The sequence below is a fragment of the Mesorhizobium sp. B2-3-15 genome, from assembly GCF_006442875.1.
Taxonomy (GTDB): domain Bacteria; phylum Pseudomonadota; class Alphaproteobacteria; order Rhizobiales; family Rhizobiaceae; genus Mesorhizobium; species Mesorhizobium australicum.
Window position 1 is genome coordinate 353,058 of record NZ_VFVO01000001.1, and the last position, 13,966, is coordinate 367,023.

Here is a 13,966-nt window from a genome sequence, read left to right on the forward strand (position 1 = left end):
TAGCTGAACTCGCATTGAATGTCACGCACCTGATGGCGGTCTTGTTTGAATATGTAAGAGGGTATATGTTGGATATTCCAAAAAGGATATGCTCCAATGCCGCTTTATGTGAAGGACCGGGAAGTCGACCGGCTGGTACTTGAGGTGCAGCGCCTCACAAAGGCGCCGAGCAAAGCCGAGGCGGTTCGCCGGGCCCTGACGCATGAAATTGAGCGCGCCCGCAGTGTGCAAACTGTATCGGAACGCTTGGCGGAGGCAGTCAGAATGGCTGGCGAAATCGGAGCGGATAATCCTGACTTCGATATGAGAGCCTATTCGGACGAGCTTTCAGGGGGGCTATGAGCCTGTTCATTGACGCTTCGGCGGTCGTCGCTCTGTTGCGTCCGGAGCCCACGGCAGGAGAACTCGCCGCCCGGATGGACGCCCATGGCGGGCCTTTCTTCATTTCGGCGATCGTTCGTTTCGAGACCGCAATGGCCTTGGCGCGTTCAAAGACCCCCCTGCCTTCACCCATCCAACCGGCGGCAGTCGCAAAGGCGAATGCGGCCGTGGACCGTTTCGTGCAGGATTTGGGAATCGGCGAGGTCCTCATTTCGGCCGAAGTCGGGCGGCTCGCCATCGAAGCCGCACGCAGTTACGGCAAGGGTGTCGATTCGCCGGCGCAGCTCAACATGGGCGATTGCTTTTCCTACGCCTGTTGCAAGGCATATAATTTGGCTTTGCTCTACACCGGTCAGGATTTCACAAAGACAGACATAGGATAGGTTCAAGGTGCGCCACGCAGATCGCTCGCATGAACCTACTCCGGCGACGACCCGGCGACACTCTGATCGTAGTCGACCAGCGATCCGGTCATGACGCCCGATTGCGGGCTGACCATGTAGCTGATCAGCCGCGCGAGCTGGTCCGGCTTGACCAACTGGCCCATCGGCTGCGCGGCTTCGGCCTTCGCCAGCCAGTCGTCGGGCGCATCGTGCCATTTCTTCTGCACGATGTCCTCGCCCTCGGTGTCCATCCAGCCGGGCAGCACGGCGTTGCAGCGGATGCGGTTGAAGCGATAGGCGTTGGCGACGTTCTTGGTCAGCGTCATCAGCGCGCCCTTGCTGGTCGAATAGGGCGTCAGGAAAGACTGCCCGGTATGCGCCGACATCGACAGCACGTTGACGATCGATCCGGGCGCCGTTTTCTCCAAGAGATGCGCCACCACGCCCTGCATCAGGAAAAACGGGCCGCGCACATTGGTGTCGAAGATCTGGTCGAACAGCTCTTCTGAGGTCTCGACCAGCGAGCCGCGCGCCGAGGTGGCGGCGGCGTTGACCAGGGCGTTGATCGTACCGAAATGCGAGAGCGCGGCGGCGACCGCGCGCTTGCAGTCGGCAACCTTGGAGACATCGGCGCTGATGAAGATGGCGTCGACGCCTGATTTCCTGAAATGAGCGACAGCCTTGTCGCCCTTCTCCTGCGAGCGGCCGATGAGCGCCAGCGCCCGGCAGCCTTCGTCGGCCAGCGCTTCGGCGACCGCGAATCCTATGCCTTGCGCACCGCCGGTGACGATGGCGCGTGTATTTGAATTGCGATCGGCGGATGCGCTCATCGCTCTGCTCCTGTGCCTTGGGGGTCCGGTTCTTACTTGTCGAGACGAATGGTCTTGCCCGTGGTCGCCGACTTCAGTGCGGCATCTGCCAGCTTCAGCGCCACGAGGCCATCAGCGCCGCTCGGCGCCGCCTTCTTGCCTGATGTCGCCGCCGCGATAAAGGCGGCGATCTCGAGGGCGTAGGCGTCGAGGTAGCGGGTCATGAAGAAGTCGTGCAGCGGCGGGCGCGTGTAGCCCTTCTCGTTGGCGAGCTCGATCGACACCGGCCGCTGGTTCTCGGCCGCCACCATGCCCTTCGAGCCGTGCACCTCGATGCGCTGGTCGTAGCCATAGGTGGCGCGGCGCGAATTGGAGATGACTGCCTGCTTGCCCGAAGCCGTTTCGAGGATGACGCTGACCGAGTCGAAATCGCCGGCTTCGCCGATTTTCTTGTCGACCAGCACCGAGGCGTGCGCGCTGACCGCGACAGGCTCCTCGCCGAGCAGGAAGCGCGCCATGTCGAAATCATGGATGGTCATGTCGCGGAAAATGCCGCCCGAGCGCTTGATGTAGTCGATGGGTGGCGCGCCGGGATCGCGCGAGGTGATGGTGACCATCTCGACGGTGCCGATGGCTCCGTCGTCGATCGCCTTGCGCACGGCGGCGAAATGCGGGTCGAAACGCCTGTTGAAGCCGACCATCAGGGTCGCCTTGGCCTTGTCGACAACGGCCAGGCACTGCTCGACCCGCTTGACGTCGAGGTCGATCGGCTTCTCGCAGAAGATCGCCTTGCCGGCCTTGGCGAAGCGCTCGATCAGATCGGCATGGGTGTCGGTCGGCGTGCAGATGACGACCGCGTCGATGTCCTTGGACTTCTCGATTTCGTCGATGCTGCGCACCTCGGCGCCATAGGCAACAGCCAGTTCGCTCGCCGCCTTCTCGAAGGCATCGGCCACGGCGACCAGTTTTGCCTGGGGGTTGGAACCCACGGCGCGGGCGTGGACCTTGCCGATGCGGCCGGCACCAAGGAGGGCGAAGCGAACAGTCATGGATATTTTCCTCTGGGGATGGTTCGAAGCGGGGCGCCGGTCATGGGCGCTGAATGATTTTCCGGTCAAGACAAATCGACGGGAAGGCGATGACCATCGCCTCCGAGCCCGGCCATTAGGCCGCGAGTTCCGCCTCGCCGGTCTTGGCGCCGGTGATATAGGATACGATGTCCTGGCCGTCGGTATTTTCCTTGCGCAGATTGGCGACGATGCGGCCGCGCCGGAACACCACGATGCGGTCGCAAAGGTCGAACACCTGGCGCATGTTGTGGCTGATCAGGATCAGCGGCTCGCCATTGTCCTTCAGCGTGCGGATGATGTTTTCGACCTGCGCCGTCTCCTGCACGCCGAGAGCCGCCGTGGGCTCGTCCATGATGATCAGCTTGGAGGCAAAGGTCGCCGTCCTGGCGATCGCCACGCACTGCCGCTGGCCGCCCGACATATGGCGGATGGTGTTGGAGAGGTTGGGGATCTTGACCGCGGTGCGGACCAGCGCCGCCTCGGTTGCCTTGCGCATGTATTTGCGGTCGAGGATCGAGAATGGCCCGAGATTGAACAGCACCTTTTCACGGCCGAGGAACAGGTTCGACGGCACGTCGAGGTCGTCGGCCAGCGCCAGGTTCTGGAACACCGTCTCGATGCCCGCCTCGCGGGCCTCGATCGGTCCGGCGAAATTCACTTCCTTGCCATCGAACCAGACCTGGCCGCTAGTCCGCTGCTCGACGGCGGTGATCTGGCGCACGAAGGTCGACTTGCCGGCGCCGTTGTCACCCATGATGGCGACATGCTCGCCCTTGCGCAGCTCGAAATTGGCGCCTTCAAGCGCATGCACGCCGCCATAGCGCTTGGTGAGGTTCTCGGTCTTCAGGACGATGTCTGTCGTGGAGATATCTGGCATGGTCAAGCCCTCAATGCCCGCATGCGTTGGCGCCACTGGTCGAGAACGACCGCGCCGACGATGATCACGCCCTTGACCATCTCCTGGTAGTAGGCGTCGAGGCGCAGGAAGGTGAAGCCGGAGATGATGACGCCGAAAATCAGCGCGCCGATCACCGTGCCGATGATGGAGCCGCGGCCGCCCGACAGCGAGACGCCGCCGATGACCGCCATGGCGATGGCATCGAGTTCGTACATGACGCCCATGCCGGCCTGGGCGGTGAGATTCTTGGAGGAGAGCACGACGGCGGCGAGCGCGGCGAGAATGCCGGCGATGACATAGACGAGGATCTTGTGGTTGGCGATCTTGATGCCAGACATGCGCGCTGCGTCCTCGTTGGAGCCGATCGCGTAGCAGTGCTTGCCATATCTGGTGTAGGTCATGATCAGCTGGAACAGCACGGCCAGCGACAGGAAGATGATGACGGGCATCAGGCCCTTGCCGATGGCGGCGAAACTGTCCGTCGGGAACGAGATCGGCTGGCCCTTCGACCACCATTTGGCGATGCCGCGGGCGGTCACCATCATGCCGAGCGTGGCGATGAAGGGCGGGATGCGCGTGTAGGCGATCAGCGCGCCGTTGACGAGGCCGGCGAGCAGGCCGCAGCCGATCGCCACCAGCACCGGGACGATCACGGGCAGGTCGGTCCAGCCTTGGGCCAGAAACATCGCCTTGGGGTTGGGATTGCCGTTGACGGTCGCGACCTGGGCAAAGCTCATGGCGATCATGGCCGTCGCGCCGACGATCGAGCCGGAGGACAGGTCGATGCCACCCGTAATGATCACCTGCGTGACGCCGATGGCGATGATGCCGACGATCGACACCTGCAGAATGATGATCTGCAGGCGCGCCTCGTTGAAGAGGCCGGAGACGTCGCTGCGGGTGTTGAACAGGAAGCTGTCGCCGAGAAAGACCCGGCCGATCAGTTCGAAGATGACGACGAGGATGACGAGCGCCAGGAAGACGTTGAATTCGGCCGGCCATGTGCGCTTCCTGGCGTCATAGCTGACCCCGCCGACGCCGTGAGATGTCTGTGCCAATTCTTCTATCCTCCGTCAGCCGCGGTCGTTCCCCGAGCACCTTCGGGCGCCGAGGGAAGCGGAGCGGCGCTGTCGCTGCGCGAGAGCGCCGCTCCGTATGTCCGCGGCTCAGTTCTTCTTCAGGAACTTGTCGATGTTGGCCGGCGTGACCAGCTGGAACGGGACATAGACCTTGTGCTCGACCTTCTCGCCCTTGGCGAGCTTCAGCGCGGCATCCAGCGCCCCCGCGCCCTGGCCGGCGGCGTCCTGGAAGACGGTGGCATCAAGGTCGCCCGCCTGCATGGCGGCAAGCGCGTCCTGGGTGGCGTCGACGCCGCCGACGACAACCGACTTCATGTCGATGTTGGCGGCCTTCATCGCCTGGATGGCGCCGATGGCGCTTTCGTCATTGTTGGCAATGACGCCGTCGAACTTCTTGCCGGTCGACAGCCAGTTGGTCATCAGGTTCTGCGCCTGGTCGCGATCCCAGTTCGAGGTCTGCTTGTCGATGATCTTGATGAAGCTGCAGTCCGGTGTGGCGATGACATCGTCGATGTCCTTGGTGCGCTGCACGGCGGCCTGGTTGGAAAGCTCGCCCATGATCACATAGACATTGGCTTCCTTCTTGCCGGCTTCCTTGAACAGGCGGCAGACTTCCTTGGTTTCGAGCGTGCCGGAATCGGCCTCGTTCGAGGCGACGAAGGCCTGGTTGTCTGGCAGCGTGTCGACATTGACCGGCTGGCGGTTGACATAGACCAGCGGGATCTTGGCCGCGGCCGCCGCATCCGACATCGCCTGCGTGGCCGAGGTGTCGACCGGGTTGACGATGATGGCGTCGACGCCCGAAGCGGCGAAGTTCTTGATCTGGTCGAGTTGCTTGGCGACGTCGTTCTGCGCGTCCTCGACCTGCAACTCGACGCCGCTCATGCCCTTGGCCTGCTCGATCATGCCGTTGCGCAGCACGGTGAGGAAATTGTCGTCGAACTTGGCCATCGACACGCCGATCTTGGCGGCCATGGCCGATGAACTCATCAGCGCCGCGAAGGCGACGCCCAAAAGCAGTTTCTTCATTGTATTTCTCCTCCACTTTTGGTGTCCGGTTGCACCGATCTCTCCGGAATCCCCGTTCTGCCTGGGGAATCTCTCCCGATTACCGTCTCTCTCCCCGGGTTGCGCCTGCCGTTTGCTGGAACGCCAAGGCCTCTTGATGAAACAGATGTTCCGGAACGAAAGAACCAAAATACGTGACTGGTGAAATATTTATTCCATTTGCTCGGGAGGCGTCAAGGGAGATTCCAGAACCGGATGTGCGATTTTGGCGGACACGGGAATGCGGTGCGGAGCCGACGGCGTCTGCGCGCCGGGTCCATTCCTTGGATGCCGTCGGCGGGCGATGGCATGGCGTTCAGAAATGCCAGATGTCTCTCTGCAACAAGAGGTCGAGCGGCGCTCTCCAGACCCTGCACGACGCCGCCTGCTTCACCTGCCGTTCGACACTGAGCTTGCCGTTGAGATCGAAGAAAGCTCCAATTCGCCTTCGGGCATGGAGCTTCTTTCCCCTGGTACTGTAGTTGCGGATCGGCAGCCAGTGGCGGCTGATCGTTCGCCCATCCTGGGATAGCGCGACGCCGGTACAGAATTGTTCCGGGGTGTGCAAATGCACGATTTCACTGACTTTCTCGCTGGCCGCGTATGCTCGCTCCAGCGCCGGAATGTTGTGATGATGAACGCCAAGGACGCCGCTCGCCCACATCGTTTCATCTCCGATCAGGATGCGGCCTCCAATGGAGAGCCCCTCGCCTTCGAGCGAGCGATAGGGAGCCTTTGGGCGCCCTTCGCACCGCCACATTATCGAGGACAAGGCTGAAATTCGGTTGAAACAGCGCGATATGTCGCCGGTCGGATACATGTCCGCATCCATGAAGAACAGGCGCTCGCAACGTTGAAGCAGATCGATGATGCCGGCGGCCTTGATGCCAAATCTGTATCGATTGCCGAAGGACATCTCGGTCTGTCTCTGGGCCGTGAGCTCGATCGCTTCGATGGGATAGCCGTCGAAAATGGAGGGTCGGTCGGTCAGCACCGTGATCCTGGCACCCGGGCAATAGTGAAGCAAGCGAAGCGCGCTGAAGAGCGCGCCACGCGCATAGAGCTCGTCGCTCCCAAAAGCGATGTACCCAAACCCATCCCCGTCCATTGGGTATGTATATATTAGCGATCGGTAATGCGTCAATTTGGATGCAGGTCGGGCGCTATGCTTTAGGCCAAAGCTCGCTAGATGTTCTCGGGCAGGTAGATGTCGAACGGCAGGAAGGTCTGGCCGGGTGCGTTGGCCGCGCCCGTCTCGATGGCATGCGCCATGAGGCCGAGCAGTTCGCGGCACAAGGCAGCCAGCGGCGTGGAGATCACCATGGTCAGCACCCCGTCCGCCAGGGCGGACCGCGAGACCGCCGATATCTCGTTGCAGACGACCGCCGGCATCTCGGCGGGCCTGGCCTGCCGCAGCGCCGCGACCGCGCCTTCCATGCCGCCGCCCGCGACGTAGCAGCCGACGAGGTCCGGGTGGCGGCCGAGCAGGTCGAGCAGCGTGTCCTGCGTGATCTGGTTGGCCTCGAGATTGACCAGCGTTTCCAGCAAGGTGAAGTCCGGCGCCTGCTCGCGGAAGAAGGAGCGGAAGCCGATCTCGCGCAGTTCATGGCCGTGGAAGCGGTGGCTGCCGACGAAGAGCGCGACCTTGCCCGGCCGCTTCGCCGCCTTGGAGATCATCCAGGCCGCGGTGCGGCCGACCTTGCGGTTGTCAAGGCCGACATAGCCCTCGCGAATGCCGGCCGCGAAGTCGGACAGCAGGGAAAAGACCGGCAATCCCTTGGCCTTCATCTCCTCGACGGTGACCGTCAGCGCCGGATGATCGGGCCCGACCAGGGCGACCGCCCTGCATTTGGCCGCCAGCTTGCGCGTGCGCTCGACGATTTCATCCGGCGTCAGCGAACTGGCGAAGTCGATGATGGCGACGCCGCGGAAGCGCTGCGATTGCGACAGCGCGAGTTCGAGCTGCCGCGCGAACTCCGTGTAGAAGACGTCGTTGCCTCTCAAAAGCAGGAAGCCCAGCCGGTATTCCGGCAGCTCGTGGCGCATCCTCTGCTTGATCAGGCCGGCGGCATGATAGCCGATCTCGGTCGCGATCTCGTAGACGCGGCGCGCCGTTTCCTCGCGTACCGGCAAGCGATTGTTGAGCACGCGGTCCACCGTGGCGACACTGACGCCGGAGACGCGCGCCAGATCAGTGATGGTCGGCCGTTTCGCCATGATCGCCCTCGCTCGATTGCCTGATATCGATACCTTACTTTGATAGGAAATGATAGAAACTATCTTTGTGATGTTGAGTCTATCATGGCGCGGCGTTATTTCTGGGTATCGAGCCCGTTGCCTTGGGAGGCAATCATGACCGCAGCGCCGTCCCGGCGTGACTACAGCCTGATCGGCCGCGACGCCCGGCTTGCCGTCGAGAACGGCCTGTCGGCCGCCGAGTGGTATCACACCGACATTCCCCGCAAGCAGATGAAGGAGCTGATGCAGCGCTCCGATGGCCCGGCGATCCGCGACACCGCGATCTGGCTGACCGCCCTCATCGTCAGCGGCGCCGGCGGTGCCTGGTTCTGGGGCAGCTGGTGGTGCGTGCCGTTCTTCTTCGTCTATGGCGTGCTCTACGGCTCGTCGACCGATTCACGCTGGCACGAATGCGGCCATGGAACCGCGTTTCGCACGCAGTGGATGAATGACGCGGTCTATCAGATCGCCTGCTTCATGATCATGCGCAACCCGGTGACCTGGCGCTGGAGCCACACGCGCCATCACACCGACACCATCATCGTCGGCCGCGATCCCGAGATCTCGGTGATGCGGCCGCCGGACCTGGCGCGCCTCGTCCTCGGTTTTGTCGGCGTGCTCGACGCCTGGCACGCGATGTCGGACATGCTGCGCAACGCCGCAGGCAACATCAGCGCTGCGGAAAAAACCTTCATTCCCGAACAGGAGCAGCCCAAGGCGATCCATATTGCCCGCATCTGGACGGCGATCTATGCAGCGACTATCGCGCTGGCACTCTATACCGGCTCGTTCCTGCCCTTGATGCTGGTCGGCCTGCCCCGGCTCTACGGCGCCTGGCATCATGTGATGGTCGGCCTGCTGCAGCATGGCGGCCTTGCCGACAACGTCACCGATCATCGGCTGAACAGCCGTACCGTCTACATGAACCCGATCAGCCGCTTCATCTACTGGAACATGAATTACCATGTCGAGCATCACATGTTCCCGATGGTGCCCTACCATGCGCTGCCCAGGCTGCACGCGCTGATCAAGCACGATTTGCCGGCGCCGACGCCCTCGATCCTGGCCGGTTACCGCGAGATGATCCCGGCCTTCCGCCGCCAGCTGCGCAACGAGGATTATTTCCTCAAGCGCGAGCTGCCGCCGACCGCCAGGCCGTACCGCGAGGAATTCCACAACGACATCGTCGCCGCGGCGGCGGAATGACATCCGACAACTCCAGGGGAGGACTGAATGAGCGATTGGGTCGAGGCCTGTGCCGCCGGTGACATCGACGAAGAAGATGTGATGCGCTTCGATCATGGCGGGCGTACCTTCGCCATCTATCGCAGCCCTGACGACGATTATTTCGCCACCGACGGACTTTGCACGCATGAGAAGGTGCATCTCGCCGACGGGCTGGTGATGGACGACATCATCGAATGCCCCAAGCACAATGGCCGCTTCAACTACAAGACGGGCGCGGCCAGGGGCGCGCCGGTCTGCGTCAACCTAAGGACCTATCCGGTCAAGGTCGACGCCGGCAAAGTGCTGGTTCAGATCGGGTAAAGGGCATGACGCCGGGAATGGTGATCATCGGGGCCGGCGAATGCGGCGGACGGGCAGCACTGACGCTGCGCGATCTCGGCTATGACGGGCCGGTGACGCTGGTCGGCGACGAGCCGCATCTGCCCTATGAGAGGCCACCTCTGTCCAAGGAGGCGATGGCCAGCGACGCGCCTGCAATCAAGGCGATTGCCAGCGACGAAATCCTGGCGGGAAAAGCGATCCGGCATATCCATTCCGTTCAGGCGATCGCGATCGATCGCGCGGCGCACACGGTGCGCCTGTCCGACGGCTCGGTGCTGCCCTACGACAAGCTGCTGCTGGCCACTGGCTCGACCCCACGCAAGCTGCCGATGCCTGGCCTTGGCGGGCGCTGCGTCTATCTCAGGACCTTCGCCGATGCGCTGGCCATCCGCGCTCATCTCAGCGCCGGCAATCGCATCGCCGTCATCGGCGGCGGCTTCATCGGCCTCGAGCTTGCCGCGGCGGCGCGCAAGCTCGGCGCAGATGTCACCGTCATCGAGGCGCAGTCGCGCATCCTGATGCGCGGCGTTCCGGCCGAGATCGCCGAAATCACCCATGACGCGCATGTCGCCGAGGGTGTCGACGTGATCTGTGGGGAAGGCATCTCCGCCGTCGCCGACGACGGCAAGGAGGTGCGGGTGACGCTCGCCGGCGGCCGGGAGATCATTGCCGACCTCGCCGTGATCGGCATCGGCGCCGTGCCGGTGACCGGACTGGCGGCGGGGGCCGGCCTGGCCATCGAAAACGGCATCGCGGTCGACGCAGAACTGCGCAGCAGCGATCCCGACATCTTCGCCGCCGGCGACTGCTGCTCGTTCCCGCTTGCCATCTATGGCGGCCGCCGCGTGCGGCTGGAAGCCTGGCGCAACGCGCAGGAACAGGGCGCACTGGCGGCCAGGAACATGCTGGGCGCCGGCGAGCCGCATGCCGCGGTGCCGTGGTTCTGGTCGGATCAGTATGGCCTGTCCCTGCAGATCGCGGGATTATCCGACGAAGGCCGTAGCACCGTGCGCCGCGATCTCGGTGACGGCGCCTTCATCCTCTTTCATCTGGCCGAGGACGGCAGGCTGGTGGCGGCCAGCGGCATCGGCCCGGGCAATGCGGTGGCGCGCGACATCAGGCTGGCCGAGATGCTGATCGCGAAGCGGGCAAAACCGTCGGCGGACGCGCTGGGATCGCCTGAAGTCAAGCTGAAGGCGTTGCTGGCGGCATAGGGGTCGTGCACCTTGTGGATGTCGGCGCCGCCCCTCATCTGCCTGCCGGCATCTTCTCCCCGTAGAACGGGGAGAAGGGGGCTATGGCAACCTCGCCGCAATTCATGCACCGATTGGCGAAATCATTGATGACAGCGTCTTTCTCCCCGTCACTACACGGGGAGAAATGTCCGGCAGGACAATGAGGGGCGGCGCGGCTTTGGCAAATCAACGTCAGCGCGCCGGGTCCGCCCTAAAACAGCGCCTTCAGCTCCGGCAATTTGTCGTTGACCAGCCAGCCGTAATAATTCTCTTCCGGCAGCTTCTCCGGCTCGCCGGTGGCGCGGCGTTTTTCGTTTTCCGCCTTCAGCGCATAGGCGCGCTGTTCCGGATTGCCGACATTGTAGAGCGTGGCGGTCAGGCCCGGATTGCCCGAAATGTCGAAGCCGGCGATGCTCTTATAGGCGTCGATCGACTTCCTGATCGTCGCGGCGACGTAAGGAAGCGTCAGGTCCGGATCCATGATGGTCTTGTAGACCGAATTGGGATCGGAGACGTCGAGCTTCGGCAAGCCCGACACCTTGTGCACGAGATCGCTCATCTGCAGGGCGGTCAGCGGGTTGAGCTGGCCGAGGCCGAAGGTCTGGCCGGCATAATAGGGCTGGAAGAAGGTGGCGCCGAACCGGTTGTCGGGGAAATCCTCGCCGCCGACGGTCTTGCCGCGAAACGAGCGGTTCCAAACCTGTTCACGGCATTCCCACAGATCGTAGCTGTCCGAAATCGCGGCGCACTTCCTGAATTCCGGCCGCTGCACGAAATCGGTAATGTCCTCGCCATCATAGGCGAAGGAGAGCTTGCTCGAGAGGTAGGAGATCGCCTTGACATAATAGGTCTGCAGCCGGTCATAGGCGTCGACATTGTAGGTGTGCTCGCCAACGATGGCGCCGACGATGTGCATCGGGTCGATGCCATAGGCGCTTGCCGCCTTCTTGATCTTGCCGCGCAGGTCGGGGTCGTTCTGCAACAGCGCGTAGACCTTGCGATACTTCGCCTGGAAGCTGGTGTTGGTCGCCTGGGTGCGGCGGCTGGAGGCGCCGGGAATGTCGGGCTGCTCGGCATTGCGGTTTCCCGGCGGCACCAATGTCGCCGCGTCGGCGGCGAACAGCGTCGCCGCCAGCGTCAAGCCGAGAATGACCAGGATGAGTTTTTTCATGCGCCGCCGCCTAGAGAATTGCCGCGCAAACTAGGTAAAGCACCTGGTCGAGTCGAGAGCGCCTCTTCATCCGGCGAGACGAAAGGTGGCCAGATGGTACCATCTGGCCACACATGGCTCCTGCCGGAGTTGTTACTCGATGCCGCGCCGGACTGCTCCGGCGTCTTCGTTCAGAGGATGAACCGCGACAGATCGGTGTTTCTGGAGAGGTCTCCGACATGCTTCTGCACATAGGCGGCGTCGATGGTGACGGCCGTGCCGTTGCGGTCGGGCGCATCGTAGGAGATCTCGTCCAGCACCCGCTCCATCACCGTCTGCAGCCGCCGCGCGCCGATATTCTCGATGCTGGCATTGAGGTCGACGGCGACGCCGGCCAGCGAATCGATGGCGTCGTCGGTGAAGGTCAGCTCGACGCCCTCGGTTTTCATCAGCGCGATATACTGCTTGATCAGGCTCGCCTCGGTCTCGGTCAGGATGCGGACGAAATCGTCCTTCTCCAGCGCACGCAGTTCGACGCGGATTGGCAGGCGGCCCTGCAATTCCGGCAACAGGTCCGACGGTTTCGAGACGTGAAACGCGCCCGAGGCGATGAACAGGATATGGTCCGTCTTCAACGGCCCGTATTTGGTCGCCACCGTGGTGCCCTCGACCAGCGGCAGCAGGTCGCGCTGCACGCCTTCGCGCGACGGGCCGCCCGAAATATCCGACCTGGCGGCAATCTTGTCGATCTCGTCGAGGAAGACGATGCCGTCATTTTCCGCTGCGTCCAGAGCCCGGCGCACCACCTCGTCCTGGTCGAGCAACTTGTCGGACTCGTCGCTGACCAGCAGGTCGTAGGATTCCTTCACCGTCGTCTTGCGCAGCTTGGTCTTCTTGCCGCCCATTGCCTTCGACAGCATGTCGTTGATGTTGAGCACGCCGATATTGGCGCCCGGCATGCCGGGAATTTCGAAGCCGGGCATGCCGCCATTGCCGGTGTCGGCCACCTCGATTTCGATTTCCTTGTCGTCGAGTTCGCCGTCGCGCAGCTTCTTGCGGAAACTATCGCGCGTCGCCGGGCTCGCCGTCTTGCCGACCAACGCTTCCAGCACGCGTTCCTCGGCGTTGACATGGGCGCGTGCCTTCACGTCCTCGCGCATCTTTTCGCGCACCAGCCCGATGGCGATTTCGACCAGGTCACGGATGATCTGCTCGACGTCGCGGCCGACATAGCCGACTTCGGTGAACTTGGTCGCCTCGACCTTGACGAAAGGCGCGCCGGCCAGCCGGGCCAGGCGGCGCGAGATCTCGGTCTTGCCGACGCCGGTCGGGCCGATCATCAGGATGTTCTTCGGCATCACCTCTTCGCGCATCTGGCCTTCGAGCTGCTGGCGGCGCCAGCGGTTGCGCAAGGCAATGGCCACGGCGCGCTTGGCGTCCTTCTGGCCGATGATGAAGCGGTCGAGTTCCGAAACTATTTCGCGGGGAGAAAATGTGCTCATATCACTAAATTCCACTTTGCCACTGCTTGATGGCCTCGAACGGATGCAGCAGCATGATCACGTTGAGTGTAAGATTGTCCCGGATAAGATAGCCGGTACCCAGTTCGAAGAGGATGGCGAGGCTGACGATCACCCATATAGGTAGCCTTCGCGCCATCACAAATCCCAGCACCATGGCCAGTGTGTCGGACACCGAATTGATGATCGAATCGCCGTAATAATCGAGCGAAATGGTGCCGGCGCGGTAGCGCTCGATGATGAACGGGCTGTTTTCGAGGATTTCCCAGCCGCCCTCGACGAGGACGGCGAATGCCAGCCGCAAGCCGATCGGCGAGCGCGGGAACAGGAACCGGGCCAGCGCATAGAACAGGAAGCCGTGGATGATGTGCGAGAAAGTGTACCAGTCCGAAATGTGCTGGGAGTTCTCCGAACTGTTCACCACGCCATGCCACAGCTTGACATAGCCGCAGGTGCAGATCGGCGGATGGCCCATCAGATAGAGCGTGACAGCCTGGGCGGCGAGCAGGCCGACGACGATCAGCAGCCCCATCCGCCAGCTGTCCTCGTAGGCCGAAAGGCCCTTGTCCCCGCTGGATATGACCATG

15 protein-coding genes are annotated in these 13,966 nt (G+C 62.8%); 5 read left to right on the top strand and 10 right to left on the bottom strand.

Features of this window, described 5'->3' with window-relative positions:
* The first annotated feature begins 96 nt into the window (after nt 1-96).
* Nucleotides 97-342, top strand: coding sequence for a type II toxin-antitoxin system VapB family antitoxin (locus FJ954_RS01750; RefSeq protein ID WP_140615375.1), 246 nt, complete (start codon nt 97-99; stop codon nt 340-342).
* On the top strand, nt 339-764 hold the full coding sequence (locus tag FJ954_RS01755) for a type II toxin-antitoxin system VapC family toxin (protein WP_224622823.1): 426 nt from the start codon (nt 339-341) through the stop codon (nt 762-764). Before FJ954_RS01750 ends, FJ954_RS01755 begins: the two co-directional genes overlap by 4 nt.
* A 35-nt stretch (nt 765-799) precedes the next feature.
* Here FJ954_RS01755 and FJ954_RS01760 read toward each other — a convergent pair whose 3' ends face one another.
* The 7 genes from FJ954_RS01760 to FJ954_RS01790 form a co-directional block, all read right to left on the bottom strand.
* Complete coding sequence (locus FJ954_RS01760) at nt 800-1,594, bottom strand: SDR family oxidoreductase (RefSeq protein ID WP_140615377.1); 795 nt, start codon at nt 1,592-1,594, stop codon at nt 800-802.
* A gap of 32 nt (nt 1,595-1,626) precedes the next feature.
* Nucleotides 1,627-2,622 carry an inositol 2-dehydrogenase gene (gene iolG / locus FJ954_RS01765; protein WP_015314567.1) on the bottom strand — a complete coding sequence of 332 codons (996 nt, stop codon included), beginning with the start codon at nt 2,620-2,622 and terminating at the stop codon, nt 1,627-1,629.
* 115 nt (nt 2,623-2,737) lie between these two features.
* The gene (locus FJ954_RS01770) at nt 2,738-3,520 is read right to left on the bottom strand and encodes an ATP-binding cassette domain-containing protein (protein ID WP_015314568.1); all 783 of its coding nucleotides are present in this window, start codon (nt 3,518-3,520) and stop codon (nt 2,738-2,740) included.
* Between the two features lie 2 nt (nt 3,521-3,522).
* Nucleotides 3,523-4,599, bottom strand: a complete 1,077-nt coding sequence (locus tag FJ954_RS01775; RefSeq protein ID WP_140660215.1) for an ABC transporter permease — start codon at nt 4,597-4,599, stop codon at nt 3,523-3,525.
* A 108-nt stretch (nt 4,600-4,707) separates the two neighbouring features.
* Nucleotides 4,708-5,649 (bottom strand): sugar ABC transporter substrate-binding protein, encoded by a 942-nt coding sequence (locus FJ954_RS01780; protein WP_015314570.1) that lies wholly within the window; start codon nt 5,647-5,649, stop codon nt 4,708-4,710.
* A gap of 334 nt (nt 5,650-5,983) precedes the next feature.
* Nucleotides 5,984-6,583: a hypothetical protein gene (locus FJ954_RS01785; protein ID WP_246681005.1), complete on the bottom strand. Its 600-nt coding sequence runs from the start codon at nt 6,581-6,583 to the stop codon at nt 5,984-5,986.
* A gap of 269 nt (nt 6,584-6,852) precedes the next feature.
* The gene (locus FJ954_RS01790) at nt 6,853-7,884 is read right to left on the bottom strand and encodes a LacI family DNA-binding transcriptional regulator (RefSeq protein ID WP_140660216.1); all 1,032 of its coding nucleotides are present in this window, start codon (nt 7,882-7,884) and stop codon (nt 6,853-6,855) included.
* 135 nt (nt 7,885-8,019) lie between these two features.
* On the opposite strand from FJ954_RS01790, the gene FJ954_RS01795 reads away from it, so the two are divergent.
* The 3 genes from FJ954_RS01795 to FJ954_RS01805 are packed head-to-tail and all read left to right on the top strand — an operon-like array spanning nt 8,020 to nt 10,688.
* Nucleotides 8,020-9,111 carry a fatty acid desaturase family protein gene (locus FJ954_RS01795; protein WP_140620604.1) on the top strand — a complete coding sequence of 364 codons (1,092 nt, stop codon included), beginning with the start codon at nt 8,020-8,022 and terminating at the stop codon, nt 9,109-9,111.
* Nucleotides 9,112-9,138: 27 nt separating this feature from the next.
* Complete coding sequence (locus FJ954_RS01800; protein ID WP_015314574.1) at nt 9,139-9,453, top strand: MocE family 2Fe-2S type ferredoxin; 315 nt, start codon at nt 9,139-9,141, stop codon at nt 9,451-9,453.
* 5 nt (nt 9,454-9,458) lie between these two features.
* Nucleotides 9,459-10,688 (top strand): FAD-dependent oxidoreductase, encoded by a 1,230-nt coding sequence (locus FJ954_RS01805; protein ID WP_140620602.1) that lies wholly within the window; start codon nt 9,459-9,461, stop codon nt 10,686-10,688.
* Nucleotides 10,689-10,920: 232 nt separating this feature from the next.
* Here FJ954_RS01805 and FJ954_RS01815 read toward each other — a convergent pair whose 3' ends face one another.
* From FJ954_RS01815 to FJ954_RS01825, 3 genes are all read right to left on the bottom strand, one after another.
* A complete protein-coding gene (locus FJ954_RS01815) occupies nt 10,921-11,880 on the bottom strand; it encodes a DUF1402 family protein (protein ID WP_140660217.1) in 960 nt (319 codons plus the stop codon).
* A gap of 170 nt (nt 11,881-12,050) precedes the next feature.
* Nucleotides 12,051-13,361 carry an ATP-dependent protease ATPase subunit HslU gene (gene hslU / locus FJ954_RS01820; protein ID WP_015314577.1) on the bottom strand — a complete coding sequence of 437 codons (1,311 nt, stop codon included), beginning with the start codon at nt 13,359-13,361 and terminating at the stop codon, nt 12,051-12,053.
* Nucleotides 13,362-13,365: 4 nt separating this feature from the next.
* The gene (locus tag FJ954_RS01825) at nt 13,366-13,965 is read right to left on the bottom strand and encodes a DUF2585 domain-containing protein (protein ID WP_140660218.1); all 600 of its coding nucleotides are present in this window, start codon (nt 13,963-13,965) and stop codon (nt 13,366-13,368) included.
* Nucleotide 13,966: the final 1 nt, after the last annotated feature.